Origin of the sequence: Rhodanobacter lindaniclasticus (genome assembly GCF_004799035.1) — a bacterium.
In the GTDB taxonomy this organism is placed as follows: domain Bacteria; phylum Pseudomonadota; class Gammaproteobacteria; order Xanthomonadales; family Rhodanobacteraceae; genus Rhodanobacter; species Rhodanobacter lindaniclasticus.
On the sequence record NZ_MWIO01000015.1, the window covers coordinates 1 to 16211 of the forward strand.

11 protein-coding genes are annotated in these 16211 nt (G+C 64.7%); 7 read left to right on the forward strand and 4 right to left on the reverse strand.

What is annotated here, in order from left to right:
- Window positions 1-168: 168 nt before the first annotated feature.
- The 4 genes from B1991_RS05350 to B1991_RS05365 form a co-directional block, all read right to left on the reverse strand.
- The gene (locus B1991_RS05350; protein WP_136257686.1) at window positions 169-3240 is read right to left on the reverse strand and encodes an efflux RND transporter permease subunit; all 3072 of its coding nucleotides are present in this window, start codon (window positions 3238-3240) and stop codon (window positions 169-171) included.
- Window positions 3237-4301, reverse strand: a complete 1065-nt coding sequence (locus tag B1991_RS05355; protein ID WP_136257687.1) for an efflux RND transporter periplasmic adaptor subunit — start codon at window positions 4299-4301, stop codon at window positions 3237-3239. The genes B1991_RS05350 and B1991_RS05355 overlap by 4 nt, the downstream gene beginning before the upstream one ends.
- A complete protein-coding gene (locus B1991_RS05360; RefSeq protein ID WP_246031065.1) occupies window positions 4298-5650 on the reverse strand; it encodes a TolC family protein in 1353 nt (450 codons plus the stop codon). The genes B1991_RS05355 and B1991_RS05360 overlap by 4 nt, the downstream gene beginning before the upstream one ends.
- Before the next feature lie 101 nt (window positions 5651-5751).
- Window positions 5752-6375: a phosphatase PAP2 family protein gene (locus tag B1991_RS05365; protein ID WP_136257688.1), complete on the reverse strand. Its 624-nt coding sequence runs from the start codon at window positions 6373-6375 to the stop codon at window positions 5752-5754.
- A gap of 166 nt (window positions 6376-6541) precedes the next feature.
- Here B1991_RS05365 and B1991_RS05370 point away from each other — a divergent pair, with 166 nt between their 5' ends.
- The 7 genes from B1991_RS05370 (at window position 6542) to B1991_RS05400 (ending at window position 15935) form a co-directional block, all read left to right on the forward strand.
- Window positions 6542-7243: an MtnX-like HAD-IB family phosphatase gene (locus B1991_RS05370; RefSeq protein WP_136257689.1), complete on the forward strand. Its 702-nt coding sequence runs from the start codon at window positions 6542-6544 to the stop codon at window positions 7241-7243.
- Between the two features lie 14 nt (window positions 7244-7257).
- Window positions 7258-8661 carry an aspartate aminotransferase family protein gene (locus B1991_RS05375; protein ID WP_136257690.1) on the forward strand — a complete coding sequence of 468 codons (1404 nt, stop codon included), beginning with the start codon at window positions 7258-7260 and terminating at the stop codon, window positions 8659-8661.
- A 154-nt stretch (window positions 8662-8815) separates the two neighbouring features.
- Complete coding sequence (locus B1991_RS05380) at window positions 8816-9010, forward strand: type II toxin-antitoxin system VapB family antitoxin (protein WP_136257691.1); 195 nt, start codon at window positions 8816-8818, stop codon at window positions 9008-9010.
- Window positions 9007-9399, forward strand: a complete 393-nt coding sequence (gene vapC, locus B1991_RS05385; RefSeq protein WP_136257692.1) for a type II toxin-antitoxin system VapC family toxin — start codon at window positions 9007-9009, stop codon at window positions 9397-9399. The genes B1991_RS05380 and vapC overlap by 4 nt, the downstream gene beginning before the upstream one ends.
- Before the next feature lie 749 nt (window positions 9400-10148).
- Window positions 10149-11918 (forward strand): hypothetical protein, encoded by a 1770-nt coding sequence (locus tag B1991_RS05390; protein ID WP_136257693.1) that lies wholly within the window; start codon window positions 10149-10151, stop codon window positions 11916-11918.
- A gap of 1 nt (window position 11919) precedes the next feature.
- Entirely contained in the window at window positions 11920-15057 is a 3138-nt protein-coding gene (locus B1991_RS05395; protein ID WP_168709586.1) for an AAA family ATPase, read from the forward strand.
- A gap of 221 nt (window positions 15058-15278) precedes the next feature.
- Window positions 15279-15935 carry a DUF6988 family protein gene (locus tag B1991_RS05400; RefSeq protein WP_136257695.1) on the forward strand — a complete coding sequence of 219 codons (657 nt, stop codon included), beginning with the start codon at window positions 15279-15281 and terminating at the stop codon, window positions 15933-15935.
- Window positions 15936-16211: the final 276 nt, after the last annotated feature.

Consider the following 16211-nt stretch of genomic DNA (forward strand, 5'->3'; position numbering starts at 1 on the left):
TCCCAGCCGCCGGCGCCGCCCAGCGGCAGGGTCGACAGCAGTCGCGGTGCAGGAACGGGCGGCGCGGCATGACCCGCCACCGGCGCGAGCAACAGCGCCAGCGCAGCCGGCAGGAGGGAACGAAGCAGTCTTTGCATGGCGGTCACCTTGGCTTGGGGAAGGGAAACATCAGCCTGCGAGCGCTGGCCCGGCTGAAGCGGGCGGCTCGCCGCGACGACGCAGCAGCGCATACAGCACCGGCATCACCAGCAGCACCAGCGGCAACTGCAGCAGCATGCCGGCGATGATCGCCACCGCCAGCGGTTGCTGCATCTGCGAACCCTGGCCGAGCGCCAGGGCCAGCGGCAGCAGGGTCAGGATCGCGGCGAGCGTCGACATCAGGATCGGTCGGGTACGGTGCCTGCCGGCTTCGTGCAGGGCATCGTGCAAGGCGACGTTCCGCTCCGCATCCTGAAGTTCCGAGAAGTAGAAGATCGCCACCTCGGTGACGATGCCCACGATCATCGTCATGCCCATCATCGAGGAGATGTTCAGCTCGATGCCGGTCAGCCACAGCCCGGCGAACACCCCGGGCAGCGCCAGCAGCGGCATCGCCAGGATCGCCAGCGCCACGCGGAAGCTCTCGTACAGGAACAGCAGCAGGGTGAACACCAGCGCGATCGCCGCCAGCATCACGATGGTCAGTCCGCGAAAGGCCTGCTGCTGTTGCTGATAGACGCCGCCGAGCTGAAAGTACATGCCCTTCGGCAACAGACCGGGTTGCGCCAGCGCGTGCTTCACGTCGCCGATCACCGCACCGAGGCTGCGTCCGCTGATGCGCCCGGTCACCGCCACCATGCGCTTGAGGTTGTCGCGGGTGATCTGCGGCTGGCCTTGCACCTGTTTCAGCGTGGCCACTTGCGACAGCGGAAACAGGTGGCCGTCCGCAGCACGGATCGGCAAGGCGGCGACTTGATCGAGCCGCTGGTGTGCGCCATCCGGCAGGCGCACGCGCACGCCGACCACCTTGCCGTCCACCGGCAGCTGCGCGGCGACGGTGCCGTCGATCGCGGCGGTGACCTGGTCGGCAACCGCGGTCGGATCGAGTCCCTGCAGCGCCGCCCTGGCCGGGTCGACCTGCACGGTCAACGCGTCGCCCGCCGGATTGATGCCGTCGAGCACGCCGACCACGCCGTTGATCTTGCCGATGGCCGCGGCGACCTTGCTGGCGGTGGCATTCAGTTGTTGCGGGTCGTCGCCATACAACTGCACCTCGATCGGCTGCGGCACCGCCACCAGGTCGCCGATCAGATCCTCCATCAACTGCGCCAGGTCGATGTCCAGTCCCGGCACCTGTTGCTCCACCGCCGTGCGCACCTGGGTCATCACCTCTTCGGTCGAAGGGCGCGAACCGTTCTTCAGGCGCACGAAGAAATCGCCCTGGTTCGCCTCGGTGAGGCCGCCGCCCAGTTGCAGGCCGGTGCGCCGCGAGTAGGTGTCGACATAGGGATTGGCACGGATGATCGTCTCGACCTGATTGAGCAGGCGATTGGTTTCCTGCAGCGAGGTGCCGGGTTTGGACAGGTAGTCGAGGATGAAGCCGCCCTCGTCCATTTTCGGCATGAAGCCGGTGTTCACCCGGGTATAGGCAAAGCCGCCGACCAGCAGCAGCGGCACGATCAGCAGCAGCACCAGCACCGGGCGCTTGAGCCAGCGATCGAGCACACGCTGATAGCCATTCATCATGCGCGTGGTGAAGCGCGAGGGTGGATGCTCGGCAAGGTGACGCCGGTCCAGGAAGCGCTCGGCCAGCAGTGGCACCGCGACCCAGGTCAGCAGGTACGAAATGATCAGGGCGCTGGCCATGGTCAGCGACAGCGCCTTGAAGAATGCGCCGGTGACGCCGGACAGGAACGCCAGCGGCAGGAAGATCACCACCGTGGCGGCACTGGAACCGGTCAGCGGGCGGGTGAACTCCCACGCCGCGCCCGCGATGCGTTCATGCACTTCGCCTTCGCCTTGATTGAGGCGACGCATGATGTGTTCGAGCATCACGATCACGTCGTCGATGATCAGCCCGACCGCCGCGGCCATGCCGCCCAGGGTCATCATGTTGAAGCTCATGCCGAGCACGCGCAGCAGCAGCACGGTGATCGCCAGCACTGCGGGCACCACGATCAGCGCGATCAGGATCATCCGCGTGTTGCGCAGGAACACGAACAGCACCAACCCGGCCAGCACGATGCCGATCAGGATCGCGTCGCGCACGCTGCTGGCTGCGCCGGTCACCAGCTGGGTCTGGTCGTACCAGTTGGCGACCGTCACCCCCACCGGCATCTGCGGCGCGAAATCGGCGAGGCGCTGTTTCACGTCCTTGGCGATCTGCACGCTGTTGCCGGCTGGTTGCTGGTAGACCTGCAGCAACACGGCGTCCTGCCCATCGGCGTTGACCCGGATCCACTGCGGCACGTGGCTCAGGCTGACCCGCGCCACATCACCCAGGCGCACCACGCCATCGGGGCCCGCGCGCAACACGATGGCGCGCAGCGTGTCGACCGTCTTCGGCTGGTTGTCGGCCAGCAGCAGGTACAGCTTGTAGTGGTCGGCGACGCGGCCCATCGCCTGGATGGTGGCGGCGTGACTCACCGCAGCCGACACCTCGGCCAGGCTCAGGTTCAGTGCGCGCAGCTTGCCCGGGTCGACGTCGGCGTGGAACTCGGCCACCTCGCCGCCCTGCACGTCGACGTGGGCGACGCCGTTGATGCCGCTCAGCAACGGGCGCAACTGGTACTCGGCGAGGTCATGCAATGCGCTGGGCGACAGCGTGTGCGAGCGCAGGCTGTAGGCCAGCACCGGGAACGTGGTCGGATCCATCCGGCGGGAGGAGATCTGCGTGCCGGCCGGCAGTTGCGGCAGCACCTGGCTCACCGCACCGTTGACCTCCTGCAGCGCGCCGGCCATGTCCGCGCCCCAGTCGAAGCTGATCGCGATATCCGCACTGCCGCGACTGGTGGTGGAGCGTACGTCGCGCACGCCGCGCACCCGGCGCACCGCTTCCTCCACCGGCGTGGTTACCTCGATCGCCATCTGGTCGGCCGGACGGTCGCCCGCATCGAGGCTCAGCTGCACGCGCGGGAAGGCCACGTTCGGGAACAGCGCCACCGGCATCAGGAACGCGCTGGCGATGCCGCCGATCGCCAGCATCAGCAGCAGGAACAACAGCGAGCGGCGGTGCCGCTGCATCCATGCGGTGAGGCTCACTTGGCGGACTCCCGCACCGCATCGCCGTTGTTGAGTTCGTACACGCCGAGCACGATCACCTTCGCCTTCGCGTCGAGCGGACCGTCCACGCCCACCGGATCGCCCTGCGCGCTGCGCAACGTCACATCGACCCGCTTGGCGTGGCCTTGCTCGACCTGGAACAGATAGTCGCCGTGCTCGTCATGCAGCACGGCGGCGCGTGGCACCGACCACGCGGTGAAGTCGGCGGTGCGGATCTGCGCTTCCAGCGGCGCACCCGCCACCAGGCTGGCGCCGGCGGCGGCCGGCAACTCGACCTGGGCATCGAGCAGATGGCTTTGCGGATTGATCGACCGGCCGACCATGCGCAGCGTACCGGCGAACGTCTGCGTGCCATACACCGCACGCAGCTGCACCGCCATGCCGGGGTGCAGGCGCGAGCCATCGTCCGGTTGCACGCCCAGCAGCGCGAGCAGCGCATGCGTCGGGGTGAAATCGAGCAGGGGCGCATTGGCGGCGATCCGCTCGCCCAGGCCGACCCGCAGCGCGGTGACCACGCCAGCAGCCGGTGCCTCGACGGTTTCGCTGGCCGCGCCGCCACCGAGCGCGCGCTGCGCGTCCAGCGTCGCCTGCGCATCGGCCAGTGCCTTGCGCGCCGCGGCCAGCTGCGATTGCGTGGCCAGCCGCTGCGCCGCCAGTTGTTCGGTGCGCTTGAGCTCGCCGGCGGCGAGCGTCAGCGCGCTCTGCGCCTGCCGGTACGCGCTGCGTGCGGTCGGGTCCGGCGTGATCGTCAGCAAGGGGTCGCCGCGCTTCACCGCCTGTCCTGCCGATGCGTGCAGCACGGTGACCTGGCCGCCATGCGCCAGGCTGATCGTGCGTGCGTGCTGCGGGTCGCCGGCGGCGCTGCCCCAGGCTTCGATGGTGTCGTGAAAGGTCGCCTGCACCGGCGTGGCGGTGGTGACCGCGACCACGCCGGCAGGTGCGGCGGCCTCGTCTTCATCCGGCGCGGCCTTGCCGCAGGCCGACAACAAGCTGGCCATCAGGAGTACGCCCAGGGCAGGCAGGGTGACGAGACGATTCATGGCGTGGATGCCTTGGCGGCGTCGGGATGGGCGGCAACCAGGTCGGTGTTGCCGAGCAGGGCCTCCAGTGCAATCGACTGCCGGGCACGTTCCTGTTGCACGGTCAGCAAGTCGAGATCGGCACTGAGTGCGTTGGTGCGGATAGCCAGATAGGTCGGCCAGTCCAGCGAGCCAGCCTGCCAGGCGCGTTCGGCGGATGCGCGGGCCTGGTCGAGTTGCTGCGAATGTGCGGTGAGCGTGGCAAGTTGGCCGTCCAGCGTGGCGAGGTCGCGGGTGATGCGCTGCATGTCGCTGCGCGTGGCCAGCACCCGCACGGCATAGTCGTCATGCAGTTGCTGGCGCGTCGCCCGTTCGATCGCGATGTTGCCGCGGTTGCGGTCGAACAGCGGCAGGGTGATGCCGATGCTCAGGCCGTTGGTGTACACCGCGCTGGTGTCGCGCGCGGTGTTGAAGCCGATGTTCAGCGCGGGAAACTGGGCCAGGATCGCGCTGCGCAGCTTGGCCTGCTGCGATTGGTAGCCGGCCTGCAGAGCCAGCAGGTCCGGACGTCGCCGTGGCAGATCGTCGAGCGCGGCCTGCACTTGCGACGGCGTCGGCTGGTTCAGGTACGGCGCACCGGCCAGGTCGAGCTTGGCCGTCGGCGCCAGCCCCAGCAGCTGGTGCAGATCGCCCTCGACCTGATGCAGCGCAACCGCCGTATCGGCCAGCCGCTTGTGCACGTCGGCTTCCGCATTGAGCCCGGCGCTGGCGCTGTCGTAGGTGAGATTGCCTGCGTCGAGCGCAGCGCGGATGTACGTGCCCACCGTCGCCAGCGCTTGCTGCTCGCGCTCGAGCCGGCCCCGCTGCGCGCGCAGATTCAGCACCTGGTCGAACAGCAACCGCGCCTGCGCCACCGTCTGCCACTCGGCCCACAGCAGGTCGAGGTTGACCTGGCTGGCCTGATCGCGGGCTGCGGCGCGGCGCGAGGAGCGCGTCAGCAAGGCGCCGATGTCTTCGCTGAGGCCGAGACTGTAGGCGGTGACGAGGCCGGCGCCGGACCGGCGCGGCACATCCGCCGACACCGACAGCTGCGGATCGGGCAGCAGCCCGGCGGCGAACGCCTGCGCCCGCGCGATGCCCAGCTCGTCGCGCTTGAGTCGCAGTTGCGGACTGTTGGCCACGGCCAGCATCGCCACCTCGGTGGCGTCCAGGCCATCGGCCGGATCGAACCGGTGCGTCGACCACGCGGGAAGCGGCATCTCCGAAGTCGGTGCGCTGAGCCGGGCCACGCCGGTCACGCCGGCGCCGCTGCCCAGCGGCAGGTCGGCGTAGGTGGCGCAGCCGCCCACGCCGAGCAGCGTGGCGAGCATCAGACCGATCCATCTGCCGCGATTGCACCCGATCATGGACGACACGATAGCGCGCCACAGGCGCACAGTCGGATTTCGGCTGACGAATCGCTTCCCTCGCATTACTTGAAACGGTGGACGAAGCCGACCTGGAAGCCGCCGGGCAACCAGCCGATGATGAGCGGCGAGTTTCGATGCGCGGCCCACAGGCCCACGCCGGTACCGATCGCCGCGCCCACCAGGACGTCGCTCTGCCAGTGGCCGTGGGTCTTCACCCGGGCCACGGCGTCGTAGATCGGCAGCAGGGCCAGCGCATAGACCGCGGGATGGTCCTTGCCGTAGTTCACCATGAACGGCGTGACGGCCGCCGAGATCGCGGCCACCTCGCCACTGGGAAAGCTCTGCGCGTGGCTGCCGGCGAACCATTGGTTTGGATCGGAAGTCTGCGACGGACGTTCACGCTGGAAAGTCAGCTTCATTCCCTCCGTGGCGACGGCGGTCACCGCCAGGGCGTCCACCGAGCGCCAGAACGTGTCGCCCAGTTTGTCCTGGTCGCCGAACGCCAGCGCGCCACCGAGCACCGTGACGACCGTGCCATACATCAGCACGTTCTGGTCCGAACGATTCCAGATGCCGCGGTTGTCGTAGTGGATGCGATGGTCGATTCCCAGCGGACCGCCGGACGCCAAGGCGCTTGCCGGGCCCAGCAGGGCGACGCAGAACAGCAAGGATGGCAGCGTACGCACGAGGTCTCCTCGACCAGACAACCTGGCTGGTCGCTTCCTGTCAACGCTACGCAGGCCAGCTGTTGGTTTGCTTAGAAACCGGCAGCCACGTGTGCGCGTTGCAGGAAAGGAGATGGAAAGGCGGGCTGCCTAAGCTTCGGCCCAATGCTGCCTACGTGAGTTCGCGATGCCCGTGTCTGGCTGGACCATCCTGTGCGATTTCGACGGCACCATTTCCGTCGAGGACGTGATCGACTCCCTGCTCGACCGCTTCGGTCGCCCCGGCTGGGAAGTGCTGGAGCAGGACTGGCGCGCCGGGCGCATCGGTTCGCGCGAATGCATGGCCGGCCAGGTCGCTCTGCTGCAGATGACGCGCGCGGAACTCGACACACATCTGGCGGGCCTGTGGATCGACCATGCGTTCCCCGGCTTCGTGGCGAAGGCGCGCGAGCTCGGCATGCCGATCCGCGTGGTCAGCGATGGCCTCGACTATGCGATCCACCGGATCCTCGCCCGCTACGGCCTGGACGACCTGCCACTGGCGGCAAACCATCTGGCGCCAGCCGAACCGCCGGAACAATGGCAGCTCACTTCGCCGTTCCAGGCCGACGGTTGCCGCAGCGGCACCTGCAAGTGCGCGTGCGTGGCGCGGGCCCGCACGAGCGGCGCCAGGACCTTGCTGATCGGCGACGGCGCCTCGGATTTCTGCGCCGCCGACCGCGTCGATTTCGTGTTCGCCAAACACCGCCTGATCGAGCACTGCCGCGCCAGCGGCATTCCCTACGTGCCGATCACCGGCTTCGAGGACGCACTCGACCTGCTGCCGCGACTGCTCGACGGCAGCCTGGCCAGCGACGCGGTTCCTGCGCCGGCCACCCTTTCCCCCTGATCCCGGATTGCCCCATGAACGCTTTCGACAAGAACACCTCGGTGGTGATCGACGACGCGCAGCTGCTGGCCGACGAGGCGAAGTACAGCTCGTTCGGCGACACCGTGCATTACGTCGATCCGCCGAAGATCTTTCGCACCTGCGCCGGCAGCTACATGTATGACACCGCCGGCACGCCGTTCCTCGACCTGCAGATGTGGTACTCGGCGGTCAACTTCGGCTACGGCAACAAGCGCCTCAACAACGTGCTGAAGCAGCAGATCGACCTGCTGCCGCAGGTGGCCAGCCAGTACCTGCACCAGACCCGCATCGAGCTGGCCAAGACGGTGGCGCTGGACGCGAAGAAGAAGTTCGGCCTGGATGGGCGCGTGCACTTCAACGTGGGCGGCGCGCAGGCGATCGAGGATTCGCTGAAGATCGTGCGCAACGCGCGCAACGGCAAGAGCCTGATGTTCGCCTTCGAGGGCGGCTACCACGGCCGCACCTTGGGCGCCTCCTCGATCACCTCCAGCTACCGCTACCGCCGCCGCTTCGGCCACTTCGGCGAGCGCGCGATGTTCCTGCCGTTCCCGTACCCGTTCCGCCGCCCCAAGGGCATGACCGCGGAGGAATACTCGGACAGCTGCGTGAACCAGTTCGCGCGCCTGTTCGAAACCGAATACAACGGCGTGTGGGACCCCAAGACCAACCAGTGCGAATACGCCGCGTTCTACGTCGAGCCGATCCAGGGCACCGGCGGCTACGTCGTCCCGCCGATGGGCTTCTTCAAGGGCCTGAAGAAGGTGCTCGACCAGTACGGCATCCTGCTGGTGTCCGACGAAATCCAGATGGGCTTCTGGCGCACCGGCAAGCTGTGGTCGATCGAGCACTTCGGCGTGACGCCGGACATCGTGGTGTTCGGCAAGGCACTCACCAACGGCCTCAACCCGCTGTCCGGTTTGTGGGCGCGCGAGGAGCTGATCAACCCCACGATCTTCCCGCCGGGCTCCACCCATTCCACCTTCAATTCCAACCCGCTGGGTACGTCGCTGGGCCTGGAAGTGATCAAGATGGGTTACGAGCTGGACTACGAGACCACGGTACCGAAGAAGGGCGCGCATTTCCTCGAAGGCCTGCGCGACCTGCAGAAGCGGCACAAGGAGATCGGCGACGTCGACGGCCTCGGTCTCGCGCTGCGCGCGGAGATCTGCACCGACGACGGCTTCACCCCGAACAAGGAGCTGCTCGACAGGATGGTCGACATCGGCCTGGCCGGCGATCTCGAACACAACGGCAAAAGGATCGGCCTCGTGCTGGACGTGGGCGGCTGGTACAAGAACGTGATCACCTTCGCGCCGTCGCTGGACATCACGCACGAGGAGATCGATCTGGCGATCAGCCTGCTGGATCAGCTGCTGACCAAGGCCAAGAAGGGCTGAGCTTCCCCGGACTCGCCATGCGAAGGGGCGCCCGCCCCTCCCCGCCGTTCACCCTGAGCGTAGGCCCGCAGGGCCGGAGTCGAAGGGCCGCCGGCCACTTGAACGCCCGTCGCAACCTGCGCTAGTGTGTGTATGAACCAGGAGGAACATACACATGCGAACCAACATCGTGATCGATGACGCACTCATGCGTGATGCCATGAAAGCTTCGGGGCTCAAGACCAAACGCGAGGCCGTCGAACTCGGCTTGCAGACGCTGGTGCGACTCAAGCGCCAGCGGCAGATCAAGACCCTGCGCGGCAAGGTGCAGTGGCAGGGCAACCTCGAAAAGCTGAGGACGGATGCGTGATCCTGGTCGATTCCAGCGTCTGGATCGACTACCTGCGCGGCACCGAAACCCGGCAAACGAATTGCCTGGATGGCCTGCTGGGAACCGAGCCCCTGGCCATCGGCGACCTGATCCTGACCGAGGTATTGCAGGGAACCACGACCGACAAGGAGTTCCGCGACGTCCTGCGCCTGCTCGGCAGCCTCGACGTCGTGCAGCTAGGCGGCCAAGCCGTGGCAGTGCAGGCGGCCAGGAACTTCCGCGCATTGCGCGAGAAAGGCGTCACCGTCCGCAAGACCATCGACTGCCTCATCGCCACCCGCTGCATCGTGGACGGATTGACGCTGCTGCACAGCGACCGGGACTTCCAGCCGTTCGTCGTGCACCTGGGGTTGCGGTCGGTTTTCTAGCGACGCGAGCGCGTTGGCTCGACGGTAGCCACGGTCTCAAGCGAAGTGAACCTGACCCCGTTTCTGGTCCCGACAGACGACGAATGCCACTGTAGCAGCGCGCTCGCGCGCGATGCTTTTGCTTGGCGCGACGGCATTTGAGAGCAAGAGCTTTCGTCTGCCTGCGGCAGCCGAGTTACTTTCTCTTTGCGTGCTCAAAGAGAAAGTAACCAAAGAGAAAGAGCACCCCGCTTGGCGCTTGTTGGGCATCGGGCAACCGCTCCATGCGTTGCCTCAACTCGGGCATCCATGCCCTCGCCTGCCCGGCAAGTCCGTGAGCCGGGGCCGGGCTTTTCGACAGCACATCCATGTGCTGGCGAAAAGGCATCGGCATCCATGCCGATGCCCGCTGCGCGGCCTGTCGACCCCGACTCACCGCCGCACAGGGGCCCCGGTAGAGCAACGCGCCATCCTGGCGCGCACTCGGTGCGCAACCGCTGCGCGGTTGCGAAAGCGGGGCGCAGCGGCAAAGGGAACGTCCTCTCTCGGCCAACACCGGACATTCCACTGGCGGCTGTTCGTACGTCTGATGCGCTCCAAGCTCGAGGGCTCGCTAGGTTGGAGCCGCGATCCGGTTTTAATTGACCTGCCTGCACACGATGATCACGTCAGCACCAACTTATATGAGAAAGGCGGCGCAATTACTCGTGGCCGCCCAACGCGCTGGTACTATCAACTCAAAGCGGGTGGGTACCGCCACGAAAGGGGAAATGGCTTTGCCTGTATGCATCAGAGACGTCAAAGACGTTCTTGATTCGAAGGGTCTTGAGACGCCCAACCTTGCTTTGCTTCAAGCGACGCACCAGAGCTACCGCGCGTTGCTTCTTCAGCCTTCTGGGCCAATCTACGCAGACACACAGCGAATTGGCCACCTAGACATTGCCGCTGCAGCCGCCCGGGCGGATAGCTTCCTTGAGCTAGCTGCGCAGCGCGGCGACCAACTTGTGGTCACACCCGAGTACTTCCTCCCGGTGAGCTCTCTGGAGAAAGCTGCGCAAGGCGGACCGTTTCCCGCTGAGGGCGCTCTTTGGGTGCTTGGATGTGAAAGCATGACCCCCGCGAAGCTCGCGAGCTTCAAGGCCGACTGCGTTGGCCCCGGCCATTGCGACGTCATCTACGAGGAAGACCCGTTTCCAGCGGTGCAGGGCAACTACTTCGACCCTGTCGCTTACTGCTTCGTCACCCGTGACGCGGAGAACACGCTCAAGCGGGTTGTTCTGTTCCAGTTCAAGACCGCGCCATCCCGAGACGACCACGGCTTTGAGAACAAGCAACTGCGCTGCGGCCGTGCCATCTACCGCTTCGAAGGCAAAGACGGATACATCAAGCTCTCGACCATCATCTGCTCTGACGCGCTTGACCTTGGCGAGGATGCTGCCGCCAACAAGAAGTTGTCAGACAGAACCATCCTCATCCACATCCAGCTGAACCCGAAGCCCAAGCAAACTGACTATCGCAGGTATCGGAACGAGGTCTTCCGGCGCAGTGCGGACACGACCAATTGCGACATCGTCTGCTTGAATTGGGCTCAAAACGTCGTCGAACACGATTCATCTGACCACGCGCCGCGCTCATGGAAGAACGAGAGCGGTTCGGCTTGGTACGTCCCTCAGCACCGCTGCTCGGTGAAGGATGAAGAGGTTGTCAGCAATGAGGGCAAGGGCCTGTACTACACCTGGCTGCATGAGAAGAAGCGTCACGTCCTTCACTTCCACTACGACGAGGCCGTTTTCGCGTTGACGGTTCCCAAAGTTCTTCAGGATGGCCCGGCGGTCCACGACGTGCTCATCGGACCGCAACTTGATACACGGTTTGCTTGGGACACCCACGCGGGCGCGTGGCTGGAAAGCACAGGATGTCCGGAGACCGGGTGGGGCGAAATCATCACCGCCAGCCCGGAAGTCATCGCGGCGTTCCAAAGCCTTCAGGACGTCGCGAATCGGCTGCACATTGAGCGGGCCATCTCGCTCTCATGCGGCCCTCACAGCATGAAGGAGCAGTGGCATCGCGTGGACAACCTGGATGTATGCCGCATTCCAGAGTCTGAAGTCGTAGCCCGCGCTACCCTTCAGCTCGACCGCGATGTCGCCGCCACCCAGGAACGTCAACAGCGCATAAGCCGCGTTGCGGTACTCGGCCACATCCTCCGGGCGGTTCCTCTGCCGGCGCAAATAAAAGATCTCGGCGGCGGCGAAGCCTCCATAGCTTGGTCTCCCAACTCACCCAACACCAACGTCATTAAAGCCGGCGTGCGCCCCGCCTTGGTGGCCTATCTCGGCGAGAACCCGCCGATGGAATTTGTTAAGAGAGTTGGCGAGAGCGCGTTCGAACTCCTGCGGAGAGAAAACAAGGATCACAAGGACCGCGTGGCCATCTGCTATCGCACGGTCGCCGGCGTCACGAAGTTCGCCGACATCAAGCAACAGACTGACATTACATACGATGGGAGCAGCATGGCGTCCATCACAGGGGGACAGTGACATGCCTGGTATGCAAGCTGCGCGTGAAGCACTGACTCATCTTCTCGTCGGGCTTCACCACGTTGACGATTCGGTTGTGCGTGGCGAAAAGAAACTCGGCGAGCAGACCTACGCGGTTGCCTACGTCGACTTCGCTGATGAGGTTGTGGAGCGCTCGCTGCACCTCCGCGATTTCCAAGAGCGCATCCTTGCTGATGACTTCTTCGATTCGCCGGGCGACCTGCGTTGGAACAAGTACCTCTACATCGTTGCCGGCCCAAACTCCAAAAAAAATCCTCAGTTCGCCGCTGCGAAGGCCGCAATAGAGTCGGACAAGGACTACGCACGCAAGCGAGTCATCTCCGAGGCCGACCTCGAATCCTTACTGGGTGGGCCGAAGCTGTTCGAGGCGGCGGAGCATGGAAACACCTATGACGTACTGACGGATTGGCGGCATCGACTTTCAGCGGCTGGGCTCGAGCTGTTGCTCGACGCTCCTACCCCTCGCACCACCGTGGTGGAGAAGATTGCCCAGCGCGCAGCAGGTGCGGCTTCGACCGGGAAGCAGCAGGTGAAAGAGCTGAACGCCGCGGACACGCCGCTGGCGACTGCGAAATTGCTCCGCTTGGACATTGCTGCGTTCCGGCCGGTACACAACGGCAAGAGCTATGACTTCGGCGACGTCACCCTACTCGTCGGTGCGAACGGGAGCGGAAAAACTTCGCTGCTTGAGGCCGTCGAGTACTTCTACTGCGGGAACAACCGCAGAAGCACTGCTGTCGGGCCGGTTCGCCTCAAAGGAACGCTGTTGCCTCGCGGGGGTATCCGCAGCGTCGAGCTTTCATCCACTGGCGACGGACCTCGAATCAAGGCTCGAAATCTCGCTTGGTTCAACCGCAAGGAGCAACTCGTTGCCGACATTGTTGACGGCTTCTCGCTCTACAACTTCCTCGATACCGATGCCGCATATCGCTTGTCCGGCAAGCTAAAACCAGATGACATCACCAAGGAGTTGAGCCGGTTGTTAGTGGGCTCTTCAGCGTCGACGACCTTCGAGTACATGGAGAAGATTCGCGCCGACGTGGACAAGGCTTGGGACAAGGCACGGCGCCGCGCCGATGGGCTGCAGGCGGAGTTGACTGTCATGGAACGGCGGCTGATGGAGCTGCAAGGCAAGCCGTCCACGGCAAAAACGCTGACTGACGCATATCGCACCGCGCTGGCAGCCCTCGGTTGGAAGAGGCCATCTGAAGCCGGCGTGCCCACGCCGAGGGAAGGTCAGGAGCTTCTTTCCGCGCTGGCGCACGTGCAAGCGCTCGTCTCCCTGGGAGGCGCAGCTCGAACCATCAAGGACGTCGAGCAGCGCTCGGCGCAACTGGAGGCGGCGGTCGGCAACGCGAAGCCGGTCGAGACGCAGCTAGTTGGGAGCCTTGAACAGGAGAAGCGACTCATCTCGAAGATTGAGGAGCTTGAGGCCAACATCAAAAACCTGGACCGGTGGATTGCGTACGAGTCTGCGGGGTTTCATGACGTGCGCCGTCGATACAAGTCCGCCCGTGAGGTTTCCGAACGACTGACCACACGTCTCGGAGGCCTGGTCGCCGGAGACCTGCCGCAGGTACCGCAGCAGTACGCCTCCCTCCAGCTGCAAGATGCCCTGCAGGCTGCCGGCGAAGCGGCCACTGCCGCCCAGGCGAGGTTGACCCGCGCTCAGCAAGCCCTAGACCTTCACGGCCGGGCCGCGTCGGCTCGCGCGGCTGCGGCGGCGAAGCTGAAGGACGCGGCGAAGGAGGCGCTCAAGTCATCGGAGAACCCGGACATGTGCCCGGTCTGCCACACGGTGCATGCCAGCGGCGCATTGATGCATCTCATCGAGAGACTCACCTCAGGGCCGGAGACCACTCAGGAGGTCAAGGGCCTTGCGGAGTCGCTGCGCCTGGCGGGGGACGAGGCGGGCGAAGCGCGGCGGGCGGCGATCACCGTGGAGCTCTGTCAGAAGTATGCGGCGCAGTTGCAACTGAAGGGGACCACGCCCAACGAGGTCCTTGAAGAACTGGTCGCATTGCGCGAGCGGGCGAGCCAGGCGCAGCAGGAACTCCAGCGCGTCATCAAGGAAGGCCAGGACCTGGGCAGCGCGGGCTTTTCCAGCAACGAAGCCGATTTGGTGTGGGGCCGAATCGCTGGGCTATTCAACCCCGAGTCAAGCAATCTCACCGCCGACATTGCGTCGGGCGAACGGCGGCGTCAGTCGAACGCTGTGGAAGAGGCGCGAAAAGTTTTGGGTGAGTGCCGCAACAGCATGGGAGGTTTTGATGAGTCCATCCGGGGCCTCGCTCGGTCTGCCGTCGTTGACGGCTGGGTCACGCGCGTCGAGCCAATCGGCACCTTCGCATCGCTCGTTGCGCTGCAAGACGAGTTCCTTGCCGCTACAAGCAATGCTGCCGGGCTTCGTTCCTACCTTGCTGTCGAGGACGATGGCCCGCTCGTCGAGGTTCAGGCACGCATCGCAGCCGTGGCCTCCGCGTTCAAGCAAGCTGACGAAGCGTCGCGCAGCGATTCGGAGAGCTCGGCCGAGCAGAAGGACCTGCCGAAAAGTATTCAGGACTGGAAGTTCAGCCTCGGGAAGCATCGCAACGAGGAGAAGGCGCTCTTTGAGGCGGGCAAGGCCTTGGACGACCTCATTGAGAACGCTTCCCTGAAAAACGCGACGCGGGAAGCGCTTGATGCCATCGGCGACCAAATCAATGAGGTGTTCTCGCGCATCCATTCCCCTCGAGAGTACGAGTACGTTGGCAGCCCTGATGTTCTTTTGCGGACCGCGGATGGTCATGACGCCCGCACGCTGGACGAAGTCAGCACCGGGCAGCGTTCCGCGTTTGCCTTGTCCATCTTCCTTGCCAGGAATCGCACGGCCGCGGCGGCCCCTCCAGTTCTGCTCATCGACGACCCAATTGCGCACGTCGACGACCTCAACGCCCTGTCGTTCCTTGACTACCTGCGTGATCTCGCGGTGAACTCGGGAAGGCAAATCTTCTTTGCCACTGCGGACACTCGAGTCGCGTCGCTGTTTTCAAAGAAATTTAGCTTCATGGGGGAAGCGTTCAAGACCATCAGCTTGGTTCGCGAACCGCAGTTCGATGAGTCCGCCGCACAGGGCTAACGCGGGTGTTCAAACTTTCCTTCGAATCTATAGGGAAAGCGTTCGGTTGAAGAGACGGTGTTGGCACGATGACGAGTGAGCGGATTGCAGCTTCGTGTCAGGGACTGTTAAGCCGTCTATTTGCCGCGAATGACGGCGCCTGCTACTGAGCCGTCATTCGGCATCGTCGAGAGCACATCCGAACTTCCGCTTTGGGTCGGAAGCGGGCTTATGATGGGGTTATGACATCCGCCGCCCAGCAATCCGATCAGTTCGGTGCCGTACTTGAGCGCTCGCGTTCGTTGGGCGCGGTGATCGAAGAGACATGGCGCTGCTTGAAGGATGGCGACGAGCCAAGGCTTAGGGTTCCCGCTGGCCTATGCGGCATATCTCTGGATCATGGTCGAGCGATCCGGCTTCTGCTTTCGGTGTCGCCTCCATCTGCGATAGCGCTTCTGCGCCCTCAGTACGAAAGCTTCGTGCGAGCAGTCTGGGCCCGACATGCCGCACGCCCAGGAGACCTCGACCGACTTCTGGCGCCGCTTACGCTTGAAAGCCAACAGGCAGCGAAGAGGCTGCCTGGCGTATCTGACATGTTGGTAGCGATCGACAAGACTGGTCCGAGTGGTGCCGGAGCGCTCCTAGCTAGAGCGAGAGAACGCCTCTGGGATGGTTTGAACTCCTTCATCCACGGCGGCATTCACCCGTTCCGGCGCGGGCAAGAAGGCTATCCGCTATCGCTGCTGACCGATCTGCTCAAGAATGCCAACGCGTTGTCGGTTCTGACTTTGCTGGTCTTGGCGGAGTTAACAGATGACCCGGCTATCGTCGAAGTTCTTCATGCCCTGCATTGGGAATTTCAAGACATCCTGCCGCCACTTGAGCCGTTCGTGAGCTGACGTCCGGTCACAGTCGCAAGCGGTCGCTCAGCAATTGGCTCTGCAACTCTTGCCCTTGTGGAGGAACATGACAGGCCGCGCGCGGTGCTGTGGCTTTGCTCCGGCTTTTTCTGAAAGTGCGGGCGAGGATGGCCCGCTGCTCTACCGGGGCCCCTGTGCGGCGGTGAGTCGGGGACGACAGGCCGCGCAGCGGGAGTCGACAGGGATGTCGACTCCTTTTCGCCAGGGCAGGATGCCCTGTCGAAAAGCCCGGCCCCGGCTCACGGACTTGCCGGG